This is a genomic window from Brachyspira hyodysenteriae ATCC 27164 (assembly GCF_001676785.2).
Taxonomy (GTDB): domain Bacteria; phylum Spirochaetota; class Brachyspiria; order Brachyspirales; family Brachyspiraceae; genus Brachyspira; species Brachyspira hyodysenteriae.
Genome location: NZ_CP015910.2, coordinates 1,753,071 through 1,772,786 on the forward strand (window position 1 = coordinate 1,753,071; position 19,716 = coordinate 1,772,786).

18 protein-coding genes are annotated in these 19,716 nt (G+C 28.6%); 4 read left to right on the plus strand and 14 right to left on the minus strand.

The genetic code is table 11. The features are described 5' to 3' along the window. Window positions 1-4: 4 nt before the first annotated feature. From BHYOB78_RS07605 to BHYOB78_RS07625, 5 genes are all read right to left on the minus strand, one after another. Window positions 5-1,003 (minus strand): galactose-1-phosphate uridylyltransferase, encoded by a 999-nt coding sequence (locus BHYOB78_RS07605; protein WP_020063712.1) that lies wholly within the window; start codon window positions 1,001-1,003, stop codon window positions 5-7. A 6-nt stretch (window positions 1,004-1,009) separates the two neighbouring features. Continuing rightward, window positions 1,010-1,372 carry a response regulator gene (locus BHYOB78_RS07610; protein ID WP_012670232.1) on the minus strand — a complete coding sequence of 121 codons (363 nt, stop codon included), beginning with the start codon at window positions 1,370-1,372 and terminating at the stop codon, window positions 1,010-1,012. Window positions 1,373-1,510: 138 nt separating this feature from the next. Further along, entirely contained in the window at window positions 1,511-2,302 is a 792-nt protein-coding gene (gene proC / locus BHYOB78_RS07615; RefSeq protein ID WP_020063713.1) for a pyrroline-5-carboxylate reductase, read from the minus strand. Window positions 2,303-2,404: 102 nt separating this feature from the next. After that, entirely contained in the window at window positions 2,405-3,166 is a 762-nt protein-coding gene (locus BHYOB78_RS07620; protein WP_020063714.1) for an iron-sulfur cluster loop, read from the minus strand. Between the two features lie 21 nt (window positions 3,167-3,187). Continuing rightward, a complete protein-coding gene (locus BHYOB78_RS07625; protein ID WP_012670235.1) occupies window positions 3,188-4,078 on the minus strand; it encodes a hypothetical protein in 891 nt (296 codons plus the stop codon). Window positions 4,079-4,230: 152 nt separating this feature from the next. Here BHYOB78_RS07625 and BHYOB78_RS07630 point away from each other — a divergent pair, with 152 nt between their 5' ends. The 3 genes from BHYOB78_RS07630 to BHYOB78_RS07640 all read left to right on the plus strand — a co-directional run bounded on the left by BHYOB78_RS07630 (window position 4,231) and on the right by BHYOB78_RS07640 (window position 6,902). After that, a complete protein-coding gene (locus BHYOB78_RS07630; protein WP_020063715.1) occupies window positions 4,231-5,466 on the plus strand; it encodes a peptidase U32 family protein in 1,236 nt (411 codons plus the stop codon). An 18-nt stretch (window positions 5,467-5,484) separates the two neighbouring features. Continuing rightward, window positions 5,485-5,904: a Holliday junction resolvase RuvX gene (ruvX, locus tag BHYOB78_RS07635; protein WP_012670238.1), complete on the plus strand. Its 420-nt coding sequence runs from the start codon at window positions 5,485-5,487 to the stop codon at window positions 5,902-5,904. 71 nt (window positions 5,905-5,975) lie between these two features. Continuing rightward, window positions 5,976-6,902, plus strand: coding sequence for a DUF4340 domain-containing protein (locus BHYOB78_RS07640; RefSeq protein WP_012670239.1), 927 nt, complete (start codon window positions 5,976-5,978; stop codon window positions 6,900-6,902). 66 nt (window positions 6,903-6,968) lie between these two features. On the opposite strand, the gene lptB is transcribed toward BHYOB78_RS07640, so the two are convergent. From lptB to fliD, 5 genes are all read right to left on the minus strand, one after another. After that, window positions 6,969-7,811 (minus strand): LPS export ABC transporter ATP-binding protein, encoded by an 843-nt coding sequence (gene lptB, locus BHYOB78_RS07645; protein ID WP_020063716.1) that lies wholly within the window; start codon window positions 7,809-7,811, stop codon window positions 6,969-6,971. Between the two features lie 32 nt (window positions 7,812-7,843). Then, window positions 7,844-8,386, minus strand: coding sequence for a ferritin (locus BHYOB78_RS07650; protein WP_012670241.1), 543 nt, complete (start codon window positions 8,384-8,386; stop codon window positions 7,844-7,846). 517 nt (window positions 8,387-8,903) lie between these two features. Beyond that, on the minus strand, window positions 8,904-11,999 hold the full coding sequence (locus BHYOB78_RS07655; protein ID WP_028331265.1) for a DEAD/DEAH box helicase: 3,096 nt from the start codon (window positions 11,997-11,999) through the stop codon (window positions 8,904-8,906). Window positions 12,000-12,192: 193 nt separating this feature from the next. Further along, on the minus strand, window positions 12,193-12,963 hold the full coding sequence (locus BHYOB78_RS07660) for a patatin-like phospholipase family protein (RefSeq protein ID WP_020063718.1): 771 nt from the start codon (window positions 12,961-12,963) through the stop codon (window positions 12,193-12,195). Between the two features lie 84 nt (window positions 12,964-13,047). Continuing rightward, entirely contained in the window at window positions 13,048-15,249 is a 2,202-nt protein-coding gene (fliD, locus tag BHYOB78_RS07665) for a flagellar filament capping protein FliD (protein ID WP_020063719.1), read from the minus strand. A 202-nt stretch (window positions 15,250-15,451) separates the two neighbouring features. Here fliD and BHYOB78_RS07670 point away from each other — a divergent pair, with 202 nt between their 5' ends. Continuing rightward, the gene (locus BHYOB78_RS07670; RefSeq protein ID WP_020063720.1) at window positions 15,452-15,655 is read left to right on the plus strand and encodes a TM2 domain-containing protein; all 204 of its coding nucleotides are present in this window, start codon (window positions 15,452-15,454) and stop codon (window positions 15,653-15,655) included. Between the two features lie 98 nt (window positions 15,656-15,753). On the opposite strand, the gene BHYOB78_RS07675 is transcribed toward BHYOB78_RS07670, so the two are convergent. The 4 genes from BHYOB78_RS07675 to BHYOB78_RS07695 all read right to left on the minus strand — a co-directional run bounded on the left by BHYOB78_RS07675 (window position 15,754) and on the right by BHYOB78_RS07695 (window position 19,649). Then, a complete protein-coding gene (locus BHYOB78_RS07675) occupies window positions 15,754-16,305 on the minus strand; it encodes a BspA family leucine-rich repeat surface protein (protein ID WP_020063721.1) in 552 nt (183 codons plus the stop codon). Between the two features lie 832 nt (window positions 16,306-17,137). Beyond that, window positions 17,138-18,358, minus strand: coding sequence for an HsdM family class I SAM-dependent methyltransferase (locus BHYOB78_RS07685; RefSeq protein WP_020063722.1), 1,221 nt, complete (start codon window positions 18,356-18,358; stop codon window positions 17,138-17,140). 16 nt (window positions 18,359-18,374) lie between these two features. Next, the gene (locus tag BHYOB78_RS07690) at window positions 18,375-19,085 is read right to left on the minus strand and encodes a hypothetical protein (RefSeq protein WP_020063723.1); all 711 of its coding nucleotides are present in this window, start codon (window positions 19,083-19,085) and stop codon (window positions 18,375-18,377) included. 45 nt (window positions 19,086-19,130) lie between these two features. Further along, the gene (locus tag BHYOB78_RS07695) at window positions 19,131-19,649 is read right to left on the minus strand and encodes a GNAT family N-acetyltransferase (protein ID WP_020063724.1); all 519 of its coding nucleotides are present in this window, start codon (window positions 19,647-19,649) and stop codon (window positions 19,131-19,133) included. Between the last annotated feature and the right edge of the window lie 67 nt (window positions 19,650-19,716).

Sequence of the window (19,716 nt, forward strand, 5' to 3'; positions counted from 1 at the left end):
ATTATTATATATTTTTTAATTGCAAAGTAGCATCTTCAGGAGTAATAGAATTAATAAATACTCCGCTTCCTAACTCATATCCTGCCAATTTACTCATTTTAGGCATTATATCTAAAAACCAATGGCTGGAATCTTTGTATTTATTTTCAAGTGTAGGCAAAAGAGTATGAAGTACATAATTAAAACCAACTTCACCCAAAAGCTTATACAATCTGTCAAATACATCTTTTAATATACTTGAAAAATCTAAAATATTAGAACTAGAAGTATGTATAATACTATCAGAATGATCTTTTGGAATTACATATATCTGATATGGAGATCTTGAAGCAAATGGAGATATAGCTATAAAGCTTTTATTTTCGCATATCACTCTTTCATCTAATGATTTCTCTTCTTTTATTATATCGCAGTATACGCATCTTCCATTTTTACCATAATAGTCTAATGCACCGCTTATCTCCTCATACATCTGAACTGGTATAAAAGGAGTGGTTATAATCTGAGAATGTGAATGATAAAGACTTGCCCCTGCTTCCGGCCCAAAATTTTTAAAATACAGACTATACATCATATCCTCATTTTTTCCTAAATCTTTAAGCCTCATCATAACAGCTTTAAAAATGTAGAAAAAATCTTCTGTTTGTGCATGATAAAAATTAAAGTAATGATTGGGATGTTCTATAATAACATCATGAAAACCCTTAGAACTGCTGGCATAAAAAAGTTCATTCTCTTTAGGCAATTCATTTTTATGGGTTTCAGATATTATAGGATATTTGTTAGGTACGATTCTAACCTGCCAAATTTCCTCCTGTTCAGCATAAACAGTATAAACAGGATCCGGAGTTTTCATTTCATGTCCTCGGCAAAAAGGACAGCTAAGTTCAGAATTAGCAACATGTCTCTCAGTTGAATTTACATAATCGCTAGGTCTTCCTGTTCTCTCGGATGAAATGATTACGGACTGTTTTGTTACAGGGTCTTTACGGATATGGGGCATAAAATATCAACCTATAAGTCTTTTTATCTTATCTTTAATCTCTGTAAGATTACCTGATTTTAATATGTAACCATCAGCATTCCAAACAGAAAACTCATGTCTATAATTATTATATGCTGTACATATTATAATAGGAAGCTCTCTATGTTTTTCTCTAACCTTAGCCAAAAAATCTAACCCATCCATTTTAGGCATTTTTATGTCTAATGTTATTAAATCAATATGAGGAGTACCTTTATCAAGCATTTCTAAAGCTTCTTCCCCACTATCGGTGGATACTACATCATATCCCTCATCTTTAAACTCTTCTTCAAAAAGAGTTCTAATGCTTTTTTCATCATCTAAAACTAAAATTGTCTTCTTAGGCATAATGTTCTCCAAGTATCTTATACTCATATTATAATAATTGAGTTAAAAAAGTCAAATAGAATTTTTTAATTTGATTATTACAATATTATCTTTTATAAATAAATAATTGTAAAAAAGCAGTATTTTATACTACAATTCTTACTTTTTTTCACTTTCTATAGATTTATTATAACTTGCAATAACGCTTTCTATAAGTCCGCTTCTAAGTCCTTTTTCCTCTAAAACCTCAACTCCTTTTATAGTAAGTCCTCCAGGAGTACATACTCCGTCTTTTAATTGTGCCGGATGTTTTCCTGATTCTAATACCATAGCACCAGTTCCTTTAAAAACTTGCGACGCCATTTCTATAGATGTTTTTCTATCTATTCCCATAACAACTCCTGCATCACTCATAGCTTCTATTAATATATACATAAATGCAGGAGAACAGCCGGCCATAGCATTATAAGCATGTATTTGTTCTTCTTTAATTACCTTAACCATTCCAACACGTTTCAATAACTCAACAACACCGTTCTCAACAACTTTATTTTCTGTTTCAACAACTGATATAAAACCATTGCAAGTTTTAACAGGGGTATTAGGCATTATCCTCACTATTCTGCTTCCGCTGAAATATCTTGATAAATCTTTTTTTGATACAGAAGCTGCAACACTTACGATAGTGGCGCCAACCTTAATAGAAGATGATATCTCAGCAGCAATAGCCGGAATCATATAAGGCTTAACTGCCAAAAATAAAATATCAGCCTCGCTTGCAGCCTTTCTATTATCATTATAAACTTTTATTCCAAGATTCTTTTCAAGATAATCTTTCTTTTCCATAGTTTTTACGCTTGCTACAATATTGGTATACTCTATTCCAGATTTGATAAAGCCTTCTATTAAAGCTCCGCCCATAGCACCTGCACCAATAAATCCTATTATCATATTAACTCCTTTTCATATAAAAATTCAAACTTATATAAAATAATACCAAAATATTAAAAAATGTAAAAATGATATTTTATTAAACTTTGATAAATCATCATATTAATTAATATTTTTTTCACATACTTTATTCATATAACATTTATTACAATCAGGATTATTTTCATGGCAATAATCTCTGCCTAATTTCCAGCATACAAAATCTATTTTTCCAGGAAATTGAGGATTCAATTCTCTTGCCTTATAAATAACTAATAATTTCTTTTTATCATTTTCTAATTGATTATATCTTTCAAATTCTATAAATCCAAGTCTGTACATAACTCTAATAACATGAACATCTGCAGAAATATCTATACTGCTATAGTCATTCATTTTTATTTTAAATTGATTTGCCAATGTATTAGCTGCCATATTAGCAACCTTCTGACCGCATCCTCTAAATTCTAAAAATTTATAAACTATTGAAGAACTGCTTGGATTATCTTTCCATATTTTTGAAGCATCTCCATCATAATATTTTATTATTCTCTCAATTGCATTATAAAATATTTCCGCCTTATCATTATTAAATCTATGAAGTTTATTTTTATTAAAAAAGTTTTTATAATAATCTAAACCTTTTTTATTTAATTCATATATATCAAAATTATTTAAATCTTTATATATTTTATACGGTATAATCCATGCTTTTTTAGAACTAATCTGAACATCCATCAAGCATCCTAAAACAAATGCATGAGGATATTCTTCCAACTTATTTAGAAATATATTTGCATCTTTATCATCTAAAAAATGTAGTTCTTTCATATTACTAAATATTTCGTCAGACTCATTTAAAAGCAGTTCTAATCTTTTATCCATTTTATAATCCATAATATCTATTCAAATAGAATTAAGTTTATTAATTGCTTCTTCTATTGACTCTATTTTAGAATCATATTTATTAATATTTTCTAATCTGTTTATACCATTACAAGCCTGCCATAAAGAAATTAAAGCTACATAATCCTCAGCTTTATTTTTTACATTATAATTATCGAAATTGCACATTATCTCAGACAATACATACTCAAAATCTATGATAATAGATTCATATATTTTTTCAGACTTCTCAAAATCTTTTATATCTTCAAAACATAAAGCCGTTTTTATTAAATCAGGGCCAACCAAAGCTTTATAATCAGACATAACATTGCAGGTTATATAGCTTTTATGATACATAACATCTGCTCTATTCTGTAAATCCCCATATATATCATAAAAATCACTGAACACATCGAATATATATCTATATATAGAAGAAGTTATATATATACTTAATTTATCAGCCAAATTTGCTATTTTAAAATTCAATACAATATTGCTAGTTATAATTAATATAAACTCATGCATTCTATTTAATAAAATAGTAAGCTCTTCTTTAAGTCCTCCAAAATATAATGCATATACAAATCTTAAAAAATCTCCATATAATAAAGCATTATTTACAGTTAAATCAAAACTTATATTATCCATAGCACTTATATTCTTATTATTAATTAATCCTTCTATAACTCTTAAAACACTCCCATCATCTTCATAATAAAAATTATAATTATTAGAAGTGAATAATGCTATGGCCTGTAGTTTACGTTTAGATGAAAAATCTTTTATATAAGAAGTTAATACAGACTTGGCCAAAAAAACATTTCCCGATGATAATGGCTTCAATATATCAGCATATTCACCATTAAATAAATTTTCCTTTAATTGTATTAATTCTTCCTCATTCATAATTTACCCCTAAATAATTTACCCCTATATTTACAACATATATTATACTATATATTTGTAAATATTTATATAACAATAATAAAAATTAAATATATACTTTTTATTCATTTTGATATAAAATAAACCGCATTAAAAACTAATAGGATATAAAAATGGAACTTTTAGCACCTGCCGGAAATAAAGAAAAATTGGAAGTGGCATATCATTATGGAGCTGACGCTGCATATATAGGCGGAGCATTATTTAATTTAAGACATCAAAGCAAAAATACAACTATAGATGAACTTGCCGAGTGTGCACAATTAGCTAAAAAATTAAATAAAAAAATGTATTTAACTTTAAATGCTTTCCTGCATGAGTATGATAAAAATAATTTAAAAGCATATTTAAAAGAAATACAGAATCTAAATATAGATGCATTCATAATATCTGATTTAGGAGTACTTGGAATAGTTAAAGAAACAATACCTGAAGCAACTATTCATATAAGCACTCAGGCATCCGTTACAAATAGTTATTCATGCAAAATGTACGAAAGTTTGGGGGCAAGCAGAATAATATTAGCTAGAGAACTTTCTTTAGATGAGATAAAAGAAATAAGAGATAATACTGATTTAGAATTGGAAAGTTTTGTGCATGGTGCTGTATGTATGTCATATTCAGGAAGATGCCTTCTTTCTAACTTTTTAAATAACAGAGATGCTAACGGAGGAGAATGCTCTCAAGTTTGCAGATGGAATTTCAAAACATATATAGAAGAAAAAACAAGACCTGGAGAGTTCATGGAAATTGAAGAAGGAGAAAATCACACTACAATATTAAGCAGCAGAGATTTACAAATGGCTGAATATCTTCATTTACTTCAGAAAGCAGGTATCGATTCTATAAAAATAGAAGGCAGAATGAAAAGTGTATACTATGTAGCTAACACTGTGAGAGTTTATAGGATATTATTAGATTTGCTTGATAGAATAGGATATGATTCATACCCTGAAGCAATAAAAAAAGAGCCTATAGCAAGTTATTTGAAAGAGCTTGATACTATAAGCAGAAGAGAAAGCGATACAGGATTCTATTTCGGAAGAGATAATATAAAACCTACATTAAAAGGATATTTAAAAGGCAGAAGACTTATGGGTATGATTTCTGATGACAGCGAGGAATATGCAAAAATTACAGTATACAATACTATAAAAAACGGAGACGATTTAATATATATAGGAAAAGATTTTATAAATCATAATGATAATAGATTCAAACTATTTATAAAAACAGAAGAAAATGAATTTGTAGAAGTTGATAATATTAGAAATATAGATAACGCCTATATAAAATCAGGAGTACATGATTTCAAAAAATATGATATTATCACTGTTGAAGAAAATTAACAATAAGCAGATAAAGTTATGGTACTAGGTATTGACTTCGGAAGAAAAAAAACAGGTACTGCTTTTATGGATATGGATATCAAAATTCCTTTTCCATGCAGGCTCATAGAAGAAAGCAATGCAAGAAAAGTAAAACGTGCTTTAATGGATATAATAGAAGAAAAAAATATAGACACTGTTGTTTTTGGGCTTCCTTTATCAGATGAAGGAAAAGAAAGCGATTGGTGTGCTGAAATAAGAAGATTTTCCGAGTTTCTTCTAAAAAGCGTAAAAGTTGATATTGTATTTGTTGATGAATATGGTACTTCTAAAGAGGCTGATTTTATATTGAGAGGAAAAAAGAAAAAAGTTAAAAATAAAGCTAATGATTTAATTGCCGCAACTTTAATATTAGAAAATTATTTAAATGTTCTTAATATGAATAATAAAAACCAATGATATAACTATTTACTATTTTTATGATTAGATAGTTATATATATTAATAAAAACTATAAAAAGGTAATAAAACATGAATAATAATATAACTAAAAAATATATAACATTATCATCTATAATTGTAATTTTGATAATAATATTAATCGCAATAACTTTTATGAAAAACAGAGGATATTCATTGCCTGAACTAAAAAAGATAAATTCAAATATATCTGAAATAACTATAAAAAGAGGGGCAAATGAGACTATATCTATAAAATATAATGATAACAAATGGACTGTAAATGATAAATATAATGCTGATGATAATTTAGTAACTTCAATTACAAATGCATTAAGTACTATACAGCCTATAGAAATAGTTTCAAGAGGAGATGATAACAGCATATCAAAATATAAATTATCCAATGAAGAATCATTAACTGTTTCAGCTTTAGATAATTCTTCAAAAGAAGTAAGAAATATAAAATTTGGTATGAAATCAACTTTTGGAAATAGTGTATATGCTAAAATAAATAATGACAATAATATATATCTTCTTGGAAATACTTCTACAAATCCTAAAGATATATTCGATAAAACAGAAAATGATCTAATAAATAAAACCATATCACAAATTCGTAATGATGATATAGAACAAATCACTATAGAATATAATAATAATTCATATACATTATCAAAAAACACAAATGATACCAATAATACTTGGATAAAAAATTGGAATAATAATACAGTACAAGGAAATGATATTTATACAAGCGTATTCACTTTGGCAAATTTAAATGCTGACGGCTTAATAACTAATGATAATATAAATAAAAATACATCATTATATAAAATCAATATACAGGCTTTGAATGGAAATATATCTTATGAAGTATTGAATAAACTTGATGACAATAATTATGAAATAGCAAATAACAATGATAATAACAGATATTATATGACAGAAAATTCATTTAATAGTTTCAAAGAGTCTATTGATAATATCATTAATTAATTTTTCAATATAAGAAATAAAAGGGGCTTAAAACAAGCTCCTTTTTTTAATGAAAAGAGTTTAAAATTACATAGTAAAAGATTCGCCCAAATAAACTTTACGTGCTAATGGATTGTTAATTATTTCATCAGGTGTTCCCTTTACCAATATTTGTCCATTACCCATTATATATGCTCTATCTGTGATTCTCAAAGTTTCGCGTACATTGTGGTCTGTAATCAGTATTCCTAGTCCTTTTTCTTTTAAAGAAGCTATGATGTTCTGTATATCTATAACGGCAATAGGGTCAACTCCGGCAAAAGGCTCATCTAATAATATGAATTTAGGATTAACAGTCAATGCTCTTGCTATCTCGCATCTTCTTCTTTCTCCTCCGGAAAGAGTATAACCTTTTTGTTTTCTTACATGGTTAATATTAAATTCATTAAGAAGCATATCTGTTATATCCATTCTATCCTTAGCAGATAATGCCTTATTATATTCCAATATACTAAGAAGATTATCCTCAACGGACATCTTACGAAAAATAGAAGCCTCCTGAGGTAAATAACCTATTCCTAAAGTAGCTCTTTGATGCATATGAAGTTTTGTAATATCAAGATCATTAAGATATACATTTCCGGCTGTAGCTGTAACGAACCCTACTGTTATATAGAAACTAGTTGTCTTTCCTGCCCCATTAGGCCCTAAAAGTCCAACAACTTCACCTTGTTTTACATTATAAGAAATATCACCTATAATTTTTCTTTTTCCGTAATATTTTGTGAGATTAACCGCTCTTATTTCATAGGGATTTGATTTATCATAATTAAAGAAATTTTCCGCTGTTATAGGATTATTACTATTATTAGAGGGTATGATATTTGTATCATCTTTTTTTTTGAAAATATTAAGAAATTTACTAAACATATACCCTCTCTTTATTTATTATTATTTATTTTTTATTGTACATTTATATCAAGTCCGCCTGAATGCTTTTCAGTATTTAAAGTATTCATAGCTTTATCAAATGTATAAAGGTTTCTTCCCTCTAAATTACCGCCGCCTAGCATTTTAATTTTTTCAATAATATCAGTGAATAATTCTTCTTCTTCAAGCTGTTCTTGTATAAACCAATCTAAGAACCTAGATGTAATATAATCTTTATTCTCCATAGCTTTTCCAACCAATTCATTTATGCATGAAGTTACATACTCTTCATGTTTTAATATAGTTTCAAATAAATGCTCTACTGAATTGAAATCGCTTTGAGGTGCATGCATATCGCTTATAACAGCCTGTCCGCCTACTTTATTTATGAAATCTCTAAATTTTTCAAAATGTTCTAATTCTTCTTTATAGTGTCCATATAAAAAGCTGCTGCATCCTTTCAAGCTTTTTTTATCGCACCAGCCAGCCATATTGAAATAAAGACTAGCAGAATATAATTCTTTATTTAATTGAATATTTAATAATTTAATAGTATCCTCTTTTATTATAGACATAATAAACTCCTTTTTAATATTTTATAACCTCTAACTATTCTATAATATGTTTTAAAATTATCAATAAAAAAATATTATATTTTTATAAAACTACTCGCCGGTACTCGCCGTACGGGCAAACCGCACCGTATTTCTTAATATTTCGGATAGTACACTGTAGGTGCGGCTGATTACTTTTCATTATACAATATAAAAAGCTATAATATTATATAACTAATTATAGAAATAAAATGTATTAATATTATAATTGACTTGTACGAGCTGTTACCGCAGGTACGCTTCGCGCCACCAACCTGCACTGTATTGCTTAACCTTTAAGATAGTACAATGTATGCGACCGAAGTAAGTACCCAGACGAAGTCCACCCGCAAAGCGTGCCCTTGGCAAGGTGAGGGTATGCGGCATCGTACTTTTCATTATACAATGAATTATAATAATAAAAAGCTAAAAAATATTATAATACAATCTCATAAATAAAAGGCAAACAAATATAATAAAAACAAATTCCGCTTAAATTCTAATTAATAAGATTCTTAACTTCGTCCCAGCTTAATTTATTAATATCGCCCATAGAATCGCCAACTACAGTATCAATCAATAAACGTTTTTTGTTTTGAAGTTCTAATATCTTCTCTTCTATAGTGCCTCTTGTGATTAGCTTATAATTAGTTACAACGCGTTTCTGCCCTATTCTGTATGCTCTGTCAGTGGCTTGATCTTCTACTGCTGGATTCCACCATAAATCATAATGCATTACAGTGTCCGCCTGAGTGAGAGTAAGTCCTGTACCTGCTGCTTTAAGGCTAAGTAAGAATATAGGTGCCTCTCCTGCATTGAATCTATGAACTAAATCCATTCTGTCCTTTGTAGCTCCGTCCAAATAAAAATAATCTATTCCTAATTTCTTGAAAGCACTGCGCATAAGATTAAGCATTCTAGTAAATGAACTGAATACCAATACACTATGTCCGCCTGAAATGGCTTCTTTAATCATCTCTATAAACATATGGAATTTACCGCTTGTATGACTCTCGCCCCTCAAATCATCATGCATTAATCTTGGATGGCAGCAAACCTGTCTTAATCTTGTTAATGCTGAAAATATTTCTATATGTGATTGAGCAAAACCTTTACGTTTAACAGTTTCAAATATTTCTATTCTAGCCGCTTCAAGTATGGACATATAAAGTTCTTTTTGGTCTTTAGTTAAATCGCAGTAGCTTACAACTGTATGTTTTGGAGGCAAATCTGTAAGTACATCGGTTTTTAATCTTCTTAATATGAAAGGTGCTATTCTAGTTTTTAAATTATCTAATGCCTCGCTTGAACTATCCAAACCCGCAAGTATAGGAGCTTCATAATCTTCAACAAAATCTTTATGTTTACCCAAAAATCCCGGCATAAGAAAATCAAACATTGACCACATCTCGCTTATACTGTTTTCTATAGGCGTACCGCTTAGAGCAAGTCTTTTTAATGATTTCAAACTCTTTACCATTTTGGCATTCTGAGTATTGGCATTCTTTATATGCTGTGCCTCATCAAGTATAAGATAGTTAAACTCATTTTCACTTAATGCCTTTACATCGCGTCTTAATGTAGAATAAGATATTACTGCAACATCATAATTGCTTACAGCCTTAATCTTCTTCATTCTAGTTTTTAAATTACCAGACAAAACTATAACCTCAAGAGAAGGAGCAAATTTCTTAATCTCGCATTCCCAGTTGGCAACGCATGAAGTAGGAGCAACAACTAATGAAGTGAGTTTATTACCATTTTCTTTTTCTTTCAATATTGTAGCTATAGTCTGAAAACTTTTACCAAGTCCCATATCATCGGCAAGTATACCATTCAATGACATATCAGCCAATTTTCTAAGCCATTTATAACCTATTAATTGATAGCTTCTGAACTCGCCTACTATATCTTTAGGAGGTGTTTCATCATACTCAACACGCTTTATATTTGCTATAGTATCAACAGCATTATCATCTAAATCCAATTCTATTCCGCTATGTTTCTCAAGCATATCAGCGAAATAAGGAGCACTGAACATAGGAAGCAAATATCTGTTATCTTCTTTCTGTTCTATAGGATTTTCTTTGAACATCTTGGCTATATAATCAATTACTTCCAAATCTATAGGCACAAATGAACCGTTCTGAAGTCTTATATATTCTTTATTTTCAACCTTTACAGCTCTTACTATTTCTGATAAATCATGAAGCTCTTTAACTCCTTCAAATGAAAAATTAATCTCAAAGAAATTAATATCCTTAGTTAAAGAAACTCTCATCTTAAGAGGCTTAACATTTAATTTTAATGATTTAAAAGATTCACTATAATAACAAGTCCAGCCCCTATCTTGAAGAGAAGGAAGTATTTTATAACATAAATAGAATATCTTCTCATCATCTGAAGTAGCAAATGTATAATCTCCTACTTTTTCTAAATATTTTGATAAAGTTCTGCAGAAATATTCTTCTTTTTCAGTATCTCTGTAAATCTCTGTAACCTCATTATCAAACATATTGCTGCTTGTAAACTTTCCTGAATAAGGATCAACTGTAAAAGAACCATATTTGAACTTTATAGTAGAAAATACATTAGTTCCGTCATAATCCAAAAATACCAATGCCTGAGCAGGAAAAGCTAATATATCATTCTCTTTTATATCTTCAGGAAGTTCTATATTATCAAAATCTTTTTTAAGGTTAGGAAGAACCCTTGAACAGAAATCTTTTATATAATCTTTTTTTACTACTATACTGTCTTTAAAAATATTCTTTTTTATTCTAGGGTATGAAGGATTAGTCTCATAAAAAATATCTTTATAAAGCACAAAATCGCAGTTTTCTCCGAATGTATAAACTCTATTTAAATCAACATCTTTAATACTAAGATTAAGCACTAAATCCTTATTTTCATTATAATAGCTTTCTAGCTGTAAATTTAACACTTCATCGCTGAATGTAATTACTCTGCTTTCAAGTCTTATATTAGGAACGTCTTTTAAAAGCGACAAACATTGATATGCATTATAATCTTTGAACCATAATTTACCGTTTTCCTGTATCTGCTTAGCTTCTGCATATAAATTATTCAAAAATCTTATTAATTTTGCCTCTGCCTTGCTGAAATCTTCAAGCTCTATTACCTTTTCATCATCTTCTATATTCTGTTTCTCTCCGATAACACATGAAAATAAAAAACTTTCAAGCTCGCCTACCCTATACTCTTTCTTATTTTCTAAATCTATTAATTTTAAAGAAAGCCCCAAAGTTCTTTCATTATTGTTATCGCCCCTTAAAGATAATAACACAGATAAACTATAATACTCCCTATAAAGATTATCCCTGTAATTATCCATCAAAGGAGATCTTGTATAATAAAGCCAATCTTTACGGGAAGGATCCATTATTTCTGATGATTCTTCCTTCCTGTTTCTGTCTATTCTTTTATTATCGCTCTCTGTAATTATAACGCTGTTTGCTATAGTCTTAATAGATGCCTTCGCCAGCTCATCATTTTCTTTAGCATTAGCATTCAAATTTAAAAAAGGATTATCATTTTCCTTAATTTTCTTTTTAGACTTACCCCTAGTATTCATTTCCATAACCTTACTATATTTATACACATTATTTTGAGGCTTTTATAATAATAGAATTATTAAAAAAGTCAATATTATATATTGTATAAAAAAACATGATTTTTGATAATATGTAAAAAAGAATAGTTTTTTATATATTATGATAACTAGATTATGTTAACATTATATGTATTTATAGTTGTTTTTTGTATTTTTATTGGAATATACTCAAATCTTTGAAATAATTTTTAGCGTCATTATAGCCCTGTTCTATCCTTATTTCAGCACCTTTTGGAGAGAAATCAAGCACACCCCGAAAAAAATTGCCTAAATCTTTGGAAGGATACATCTCATAAATATTGACATTATCCTTCTTTTTCACAGGCTTTTTATAATCCAAATGAATCACTATTATATCGGTACAATCCTCATAAAGATAAAGAGGCTCTATAGGGCAATCATCTGTATAACAGCCATCAAGATAGAATTTATCATCAATCTTTTCTGTAGGAAATACAGTTACAAGAGCAGATGTAGCTAATAGTATTTTCTTTATTCTTTCAGTAGAATTGCCGTTTAATTTAAAATATTTTGATTTTATAAAAAAAGGAGCATTATACTCTGTACAGGAAGCATATATATTAAAATGATAATTTGATAAAAGATTAAGATCAATATATTTATCTATAACTTCTATTAATCCTTCTCTTGAAAATATACCGAATATAGAAGATTTTTCAATCTTGAAATAGTCCTTAATTTTTTTTGGAGTAAGAATCTTTGTTTCTATTTCTTTTATCCATACTTTTTCAGCTGCTTCATAATCATTCATAGCCATAAGGCAGGAATTCAAAGCACCTACAGAATTTCCGGAAATGGCACTCACTTTATCATATATACCAGACTCTTTGAAATATTTCCATACACCTATATGATAGGCACCTCTGCCTCCTCCTCCGCCTAGTACAAGTCCAATTTTTTTCATAACTCAAGTATACTCATTTAATTAAAAAAATGCTATTGCATATTAAATATACAATAGCATAATATTTAAGCAATAATTAATTGATTAATTACCGCCATTATTCTGATTAAGTGAAGACTCAAGTCTCTTTCTTTCTCTTTCAGCCTGCTGCAATTCTGCCTGCATTTGATAATATGAAGCAAGTCTCTGCTGTCTGTATTCTTCTATACGGTCTTTTTCATCGTCCATTCTTCTTTTATTATCATCTAAACGGCTTTTTGTCATAGTGATGCTATTTTCCACAATACCTCTTGTTTGAGAATAAGGAGTTACAAAATCACTCATAACATAAGCAACTCCTGTATCCGGCACATCATCTCCTGTGGTATCATTAGAGAATAATTCTTCTATACCGTCCATCTGAGTATCTATTTTATTCATAAATTTTTCTTCATCAACCTGTAAGAAACCTTTTTTTACTTTAGCCCAATCCTCTCCAGCATTTCCTCTATTTATTCCTATCTGGTCAAGAAGAGCCAATTCCTCGCCATACTCTGTTTCATAAGCATCAGCAACTATCATTCTTACTCTTTGTGATAAAGTGCTTACAAGCGTATTTCCGCTGAATACTCCTACATAATAAAGTTTCTTTCTAAGTGCATCATCTGACATATCCATATTGAACTCTACACCCAAAGTAGTAGCCAAATCATTTAAATCGGTTCTATTCATAGTTTCAAGTCCGTCTCTAATATCTCTGGATAAAGGTCTTTGAGTAGTATCATTAAGAAGATCTATAACTTCATTATAAGCCCTTATAAAATTAGCTATAGCATTAACTACTCCCTCTTTGTCAACTTCAATAGTAGTAGCAAATGCTTCAGGAGTAACTTTTTTGGCTGTGATATTAAGTCCATTAACTACATCATTAAATTCATTGCTTTCGCTTAATACATCAACTCCGTCTATAGAAGCCCTAGCATCAGTTGCCTCTGATACCAAATAGTTAGGAGCATCTTCCTCTTTACCCATATCTTCAACTAATAAATCTTTATAAAAGACATTATATCCGGCATTTTTATTTATAAGAACAACCTCTGTTATAACATCACCCGGCTCAAACTGTCCGCCTATAGGTATATTAAGTCTCTGCCATGAAGAACTTATAGTAGGCAAAGCAAAGAATTTTTCTACTTCATCGCCTGCTTGATTGATATATTTAACTCCTATAATTTCAGAGTTAAATCCTGTGGCATCTATTGGTTCAGGAGCTTCTGCTTCAACTCCTTCTTTTGCCTTTCTTTCCTCTTCTAAAGCTTCTTTATATTTCTTTATATCTTCAAAAGTTCTTGAACTGTCTGCTGGTGATAAGCCTTCTCCGTATAATTCAACATCTTTATATATTACACTGTCTACTTTATTGAAAGTTAATCCTGTATCAGGTATAGACAAATCAACTGTAGGAGGCATAATAGGAGCTTCTTCATCATCTAAAGTATCAGAAACTCTAGCTGTTATAGATAAAGTAATATTTTCATTAGCTTCTGCCTCTCTATGTAATGGAAGTGATAATTTATTCTCGCCTTTAAGTACTATAAAGTCATTTTTAACCATATAATTAGTAGTTAAATTATCTGATTCATCTTCCCATTTACTCAAAAGCTGTTCATTAAATATATGTCCCAAATGTCTGTAAGGACGTCTAGTGAACATATTGAGTTCTTTCAATATACCTGATTCATCGCTTACAACTTCTACTATATTTTTAGATCCTGTTTTAACTAAATCTATAGTAAGAACTTGTAAATTTCTTGATTTTTGAGTTATTGTAGTTCTTATTTTCTTACCGAAGGCCTTATCTATAGCTTTTTGTAAATTTACCAAGCTTCCGCCCGCAAAATCTATAGTAGTCTCTTCCTCTCCTATCTTAAGAACTATCTTTCCTGCCGGCAGAGTATCAGCCATATTGAAAGCCTTTGATGAAAATTTCTGACTAGCCGCTATATCTTTAATTGCTATATCATAAGTTGTAGTATTTGCTAATCTATTGGCTGTAACTGTAAAGTAATCCGGTATACCTTCACCTGTACCTACATAATTTTTGAAAGGAGAACGGAAGCCGTAAAGCTCTTTTGAGGCTGTAGCAAGTGTATCTAATCTGGCTTTTAAATCTTCATATGCAGATATTTGTCTTTGATAATCTCTTGCATTATCTGCCAAATTAGAAAGCGTGGTGCTTCTTTTATTTACCTCTGCTTCTACTGCATTTTTATATACTTCATCAAGAAAAGCTTCACTTGTTGCCATATAAACACCTCTCCTTATAATAATATATATTAATAAAAACTAAAATTCTAATCTCTTCGTAAAATAAATCTATTTTTAAATTATCGGAACAAGGAAAAAAATAATGAGAATAATATTTTTTATTAAGCAGTATTACTTTTATATTGATTTTTTATCAAATATAGTATACTATTGTATGGTAAAAACAATCAAGGAGAGATTTATGGAAGTTTCAGACAAGAGCTGGGTTGTCACATTAATTTTAGCAATATTTTTACCAGTACACAGATTCTATGTCGGCAAAATAGGAACAGGTATATTGTATCTTATTACATTCGGCGGATTAGGTATATGGTACATTGTTGACATAGTGATGATCATACTGGACAAATTTACTGATAAAGAAGGAAGAAAACTTAAAAAATAAGTAAATTTGTGAAATCGATGAAGGTTAGTATTATTATGATACTAACCTTTTTTATTAATTATTAAAAATATATTCAAAACTTTATTTCACAATATATTTTATTTAATATCATCATAATAAACATTTTCAAGCTTTTTTATGAAATCTTTATTTTTCCTGTAATTAGCCTTATCATTTTTTAATTCTTTATAAAGCTCTTTTATATCTAGAGTTTCTAACATTGACTGAAGTTTCTTTTTATAATTTCTGTTCTTACATTTATTATAAAATATTAAAACACTTTTTGTATGTTTAAAAGAATCAGCATTTTCAAAAATATCTTCAAAGTATTTAACATTATCAATATTCCAAGAAGTTAAATCACAGTTAAAATATTTTGCATTACTAAACATCTCACTCATATCAATAACTTTAGACACATTCCATTTACTTAAATCGGCATTAAAATATTCAGCATTTTTAAACATGCATTTCATATCAGTTACATTAGATACATTCCAAGTTTCTATGCCGTCAAAATTCTTTCTTTTACTATCTTCGAATAAATATGACATATCAATTATATCGCTTGTATCTATATCAGAAAGATTTATATTTTCATCTTTAATATAATCCAATAATCCGAATTTATATTTAGGCTTGTATTTCATTATTGTTTACCTTTATTTATATATACTGAAAATTTTTAAGTTTGTCAATTTTTTATTCAACTTTTTCCCGCCGCAAAAAGTTGCAAAAAGTGCAATTATAAAATTAGTACTAAATAATACTAAAATTATTTTACATGTAATATAAATTATCAATTTAAGTTCAAATATAGCCCTTTTGCTTCTTTGTGGCAATACCACAGGCACTCCCTACGGTCGCAAAAGAAGTGGGGTGCGGGGCAAAGCCCTGCAGATATTTAAAATTTAAAAAAATTATTTCTGACAAAATATAGTTGTTTAGGTATATACTGAAAATTTTTAAGTTTGTCAATTTTTTATTCAACTTTTTCCCGCCGCAAAAAGTTGCAAAAAGTGCAATTATAAAATTAGTACTAAATAATACTAAAATTATTTTACATGTAATATAAATTATCAATTTAAGTTCAAATATAGCCCTTTTGCTTCTTTGTGGCAATACCACAGGCACTCCCTACGGTCGCAAAAGAAGTGGGGTGCGGGGCAAAGCCCTGCAGATATTTAAAATTTAAAAAAATTATTTCTGACAAAATATAGTTGTTTAGGTATATACTGAAAATTTTTAAGTTTGTCAACCACGAGCTGTGGCACCTCCCGCACAATATTGCATACTCTTATCAAATGTCCGCTATACGTGCGGCTGATTACTTATTATTGCACAAATATCTGGTTTTACATTACATTAAAAAAATATTTTACTACTATGTGTTAATATTTTATATTATTCTTTTTACCGTCCCACTACTTCCAAGTAGTATTTAGTATGCTTATCATAATAATATCAAACAAAAATACAACTTTAATTTTTAATAATCTTTATAGGAAGAAGCCTTTCTAATTCTGTCTTTGATACCTGAGTGTTTCCTGTTATAAGACTAAGCACCTTTATATTATCTTTATCATTCAAGGCATTATAAATATATTCTAAACTATAATCTTTATTGTAACTACTTAAAGGATATATAACATTTACATGATTCTCGCATACGAACTCTTTTTCTTTAACTATTGCAGACTTTATATTTATATTTTTATGAGAGCCTGTTACCCTATTAACAGCTATAACATTATTTTTTATTGTTAAATCTTTTGGAATATTTCTTATATACTGAAGTTTTCTTTTATTAGGTATAAGTATTTTTCCATCAACTATATTAGATGAATATATCAAAGGTATAGAATTATTTTTATCATCAGTGAGATTTTCTTTATATTTATTCCAAGCAATGCTTCCTGTTTTTACCTCATAACCTATTTCTTTTAAACTTATAGTATCTTTATACGCTTTATTTAAAAATGCTTTATCCTCTGTAAATATTGTAATATCATTTTTTGAAAATATATATTTTTTATTTTTATGACTATTAGTTTTTTTTAGTATTAAAAGCATAACCTTTTGATTAGCCATATAAAAATTATCAGAGCCATCTACAATATGCAAATATTCAACACTGCTTATGTTCATTATATATTCTCTTAATTTACTGAAAAAAGCCCCATTATTCATAGAAGGAGGCACCACATAAGCTAAATATCCGCCGTCTTCTAAAAGCTCCAAGCCTAATTTTATAAATATAGAAAATATGTTAACTCTTCCGCTTATTATATCATTATGTTTTTTCTTTAATTCTTTATCAGGCTTAAACTCAAAATACGGAGGATTGCCTATAACATAATCATATTTAATAGATTTTTTAGTATCAAGCTTCAAAGTATCCAAACATTTTATATCTGCATTCTTTATAAGTTTTTTGGATATAGAAACTAAACTTTCATCAATATCAAATCCGTATAATTTATGACTTTTAAAATATTCATTGCAAGATAAAAGAAACTCTCCACTTCCGCAGGCTGGATCAAGTATTTTTACATTATCTTTTTTTTCTGAAATAGATACTAATTCTTTTAAAAGCAAATCTCTTATAGTTTTAGGAGTGAAGTACTGCCCTAATTTTTTTCTTTTTTCTATATCAGTATTTTTAAGATAATCAAAACTTTCTTTTGTATACTCTTCTTGCATATATCTCTCTTAATCTTTACAAACTATTACAAAACTCTATAACATTATTTTCGCATTTTATTCTATCTTCATGTATAAAATAATCTATTTTAGCATTCTCATTTATAGTCTTATTCTGCTCATAAGCTCGCCTAACATAAACATTAAATCCCCTATCAAATTTATATGCAAACAAATTATTTTTACTTTCTTTTTTCATTTTATTTTTAAAATTATCTTCAAGTTTTTTTATCTCTTCAAAAAAAGCTATCAATTCATTTCTTTCATTCATAGGAAGAACATCATCTCCTATAAAGAAAGTAACATCTCCCCTGCCGTAAGAACCAAATATATAAATAGCATTAGCCTTGGGTAAATTACTATTCCACATAGGTTTTGAAGAGCTTTCACTGCTGTATTTTATTTCTATAGCTATAATTTTTTTAGACGTAAAGATTAGAAAGTCCGGAAAATTCTGACTTCCATAAGGCTGACGTACGAAGCAATTCTCCATACTTTTATCTTCTAAAGCATAAATATTATCAATTACTTTATCAGAACTCTTATCTAAAATATCATTTTTTATAGAAGAAAGTATATTTTTCATTTCTTTATCGTCATGCATTCGTCTATTAAAACCATGACGTTTCAAAGAGGTTTCAAATCTATCTTCAAATTCACTGCCCTCTTTACTTTTAAGCCATTCTTTCTTATTTTTCTGTATATCTATAAAAATATCATTAAGCATTTTTTTAATATAATTATAAATTAAAATATTGTCAAGTATTATACTTCATACTAATTGTTTCCACAACCAAATATCAGGTTTTCCTATACCATTAGCATCAGGAAAAATGCCTGCAATTTTATATCCGTTTTTCTGATAAAATTCATAAGGATGATTATTAATATTTTTTATATTATTTAATATATATGATATATCAGTATTATTAAAATCAAATTGATGCAAATTAGTTCTAAAATCTTCATCATCTGAACCAAGCATTATATTAAGTACATTTTTTGATTTAGCCTCTCTTTCAATCTCCTTTAATAACTTAGAACCTATACCCATATTCCTGTATCCGTACTTTACTATCATAGGATGAAGTTCACATGTTATATTTGAGTACATCTCCAAAAGTCCTGCATATCCTATCAATATATTATTTTTTATATACCCCAAAGAAATAAAAGACTTATTAATCAATTCAATTGTATCGTCTATACTATAAAAACCATTAAATGCTTCTGTCATCATTATTGATATATCTTCAGCATAGTTAATATTTTCTTTGATATTTATAAACATAATCAAAAGCCTTTTTTCATATATTGACTGTTATCATCATTAAATATATAATCTCTAAAATATTTAT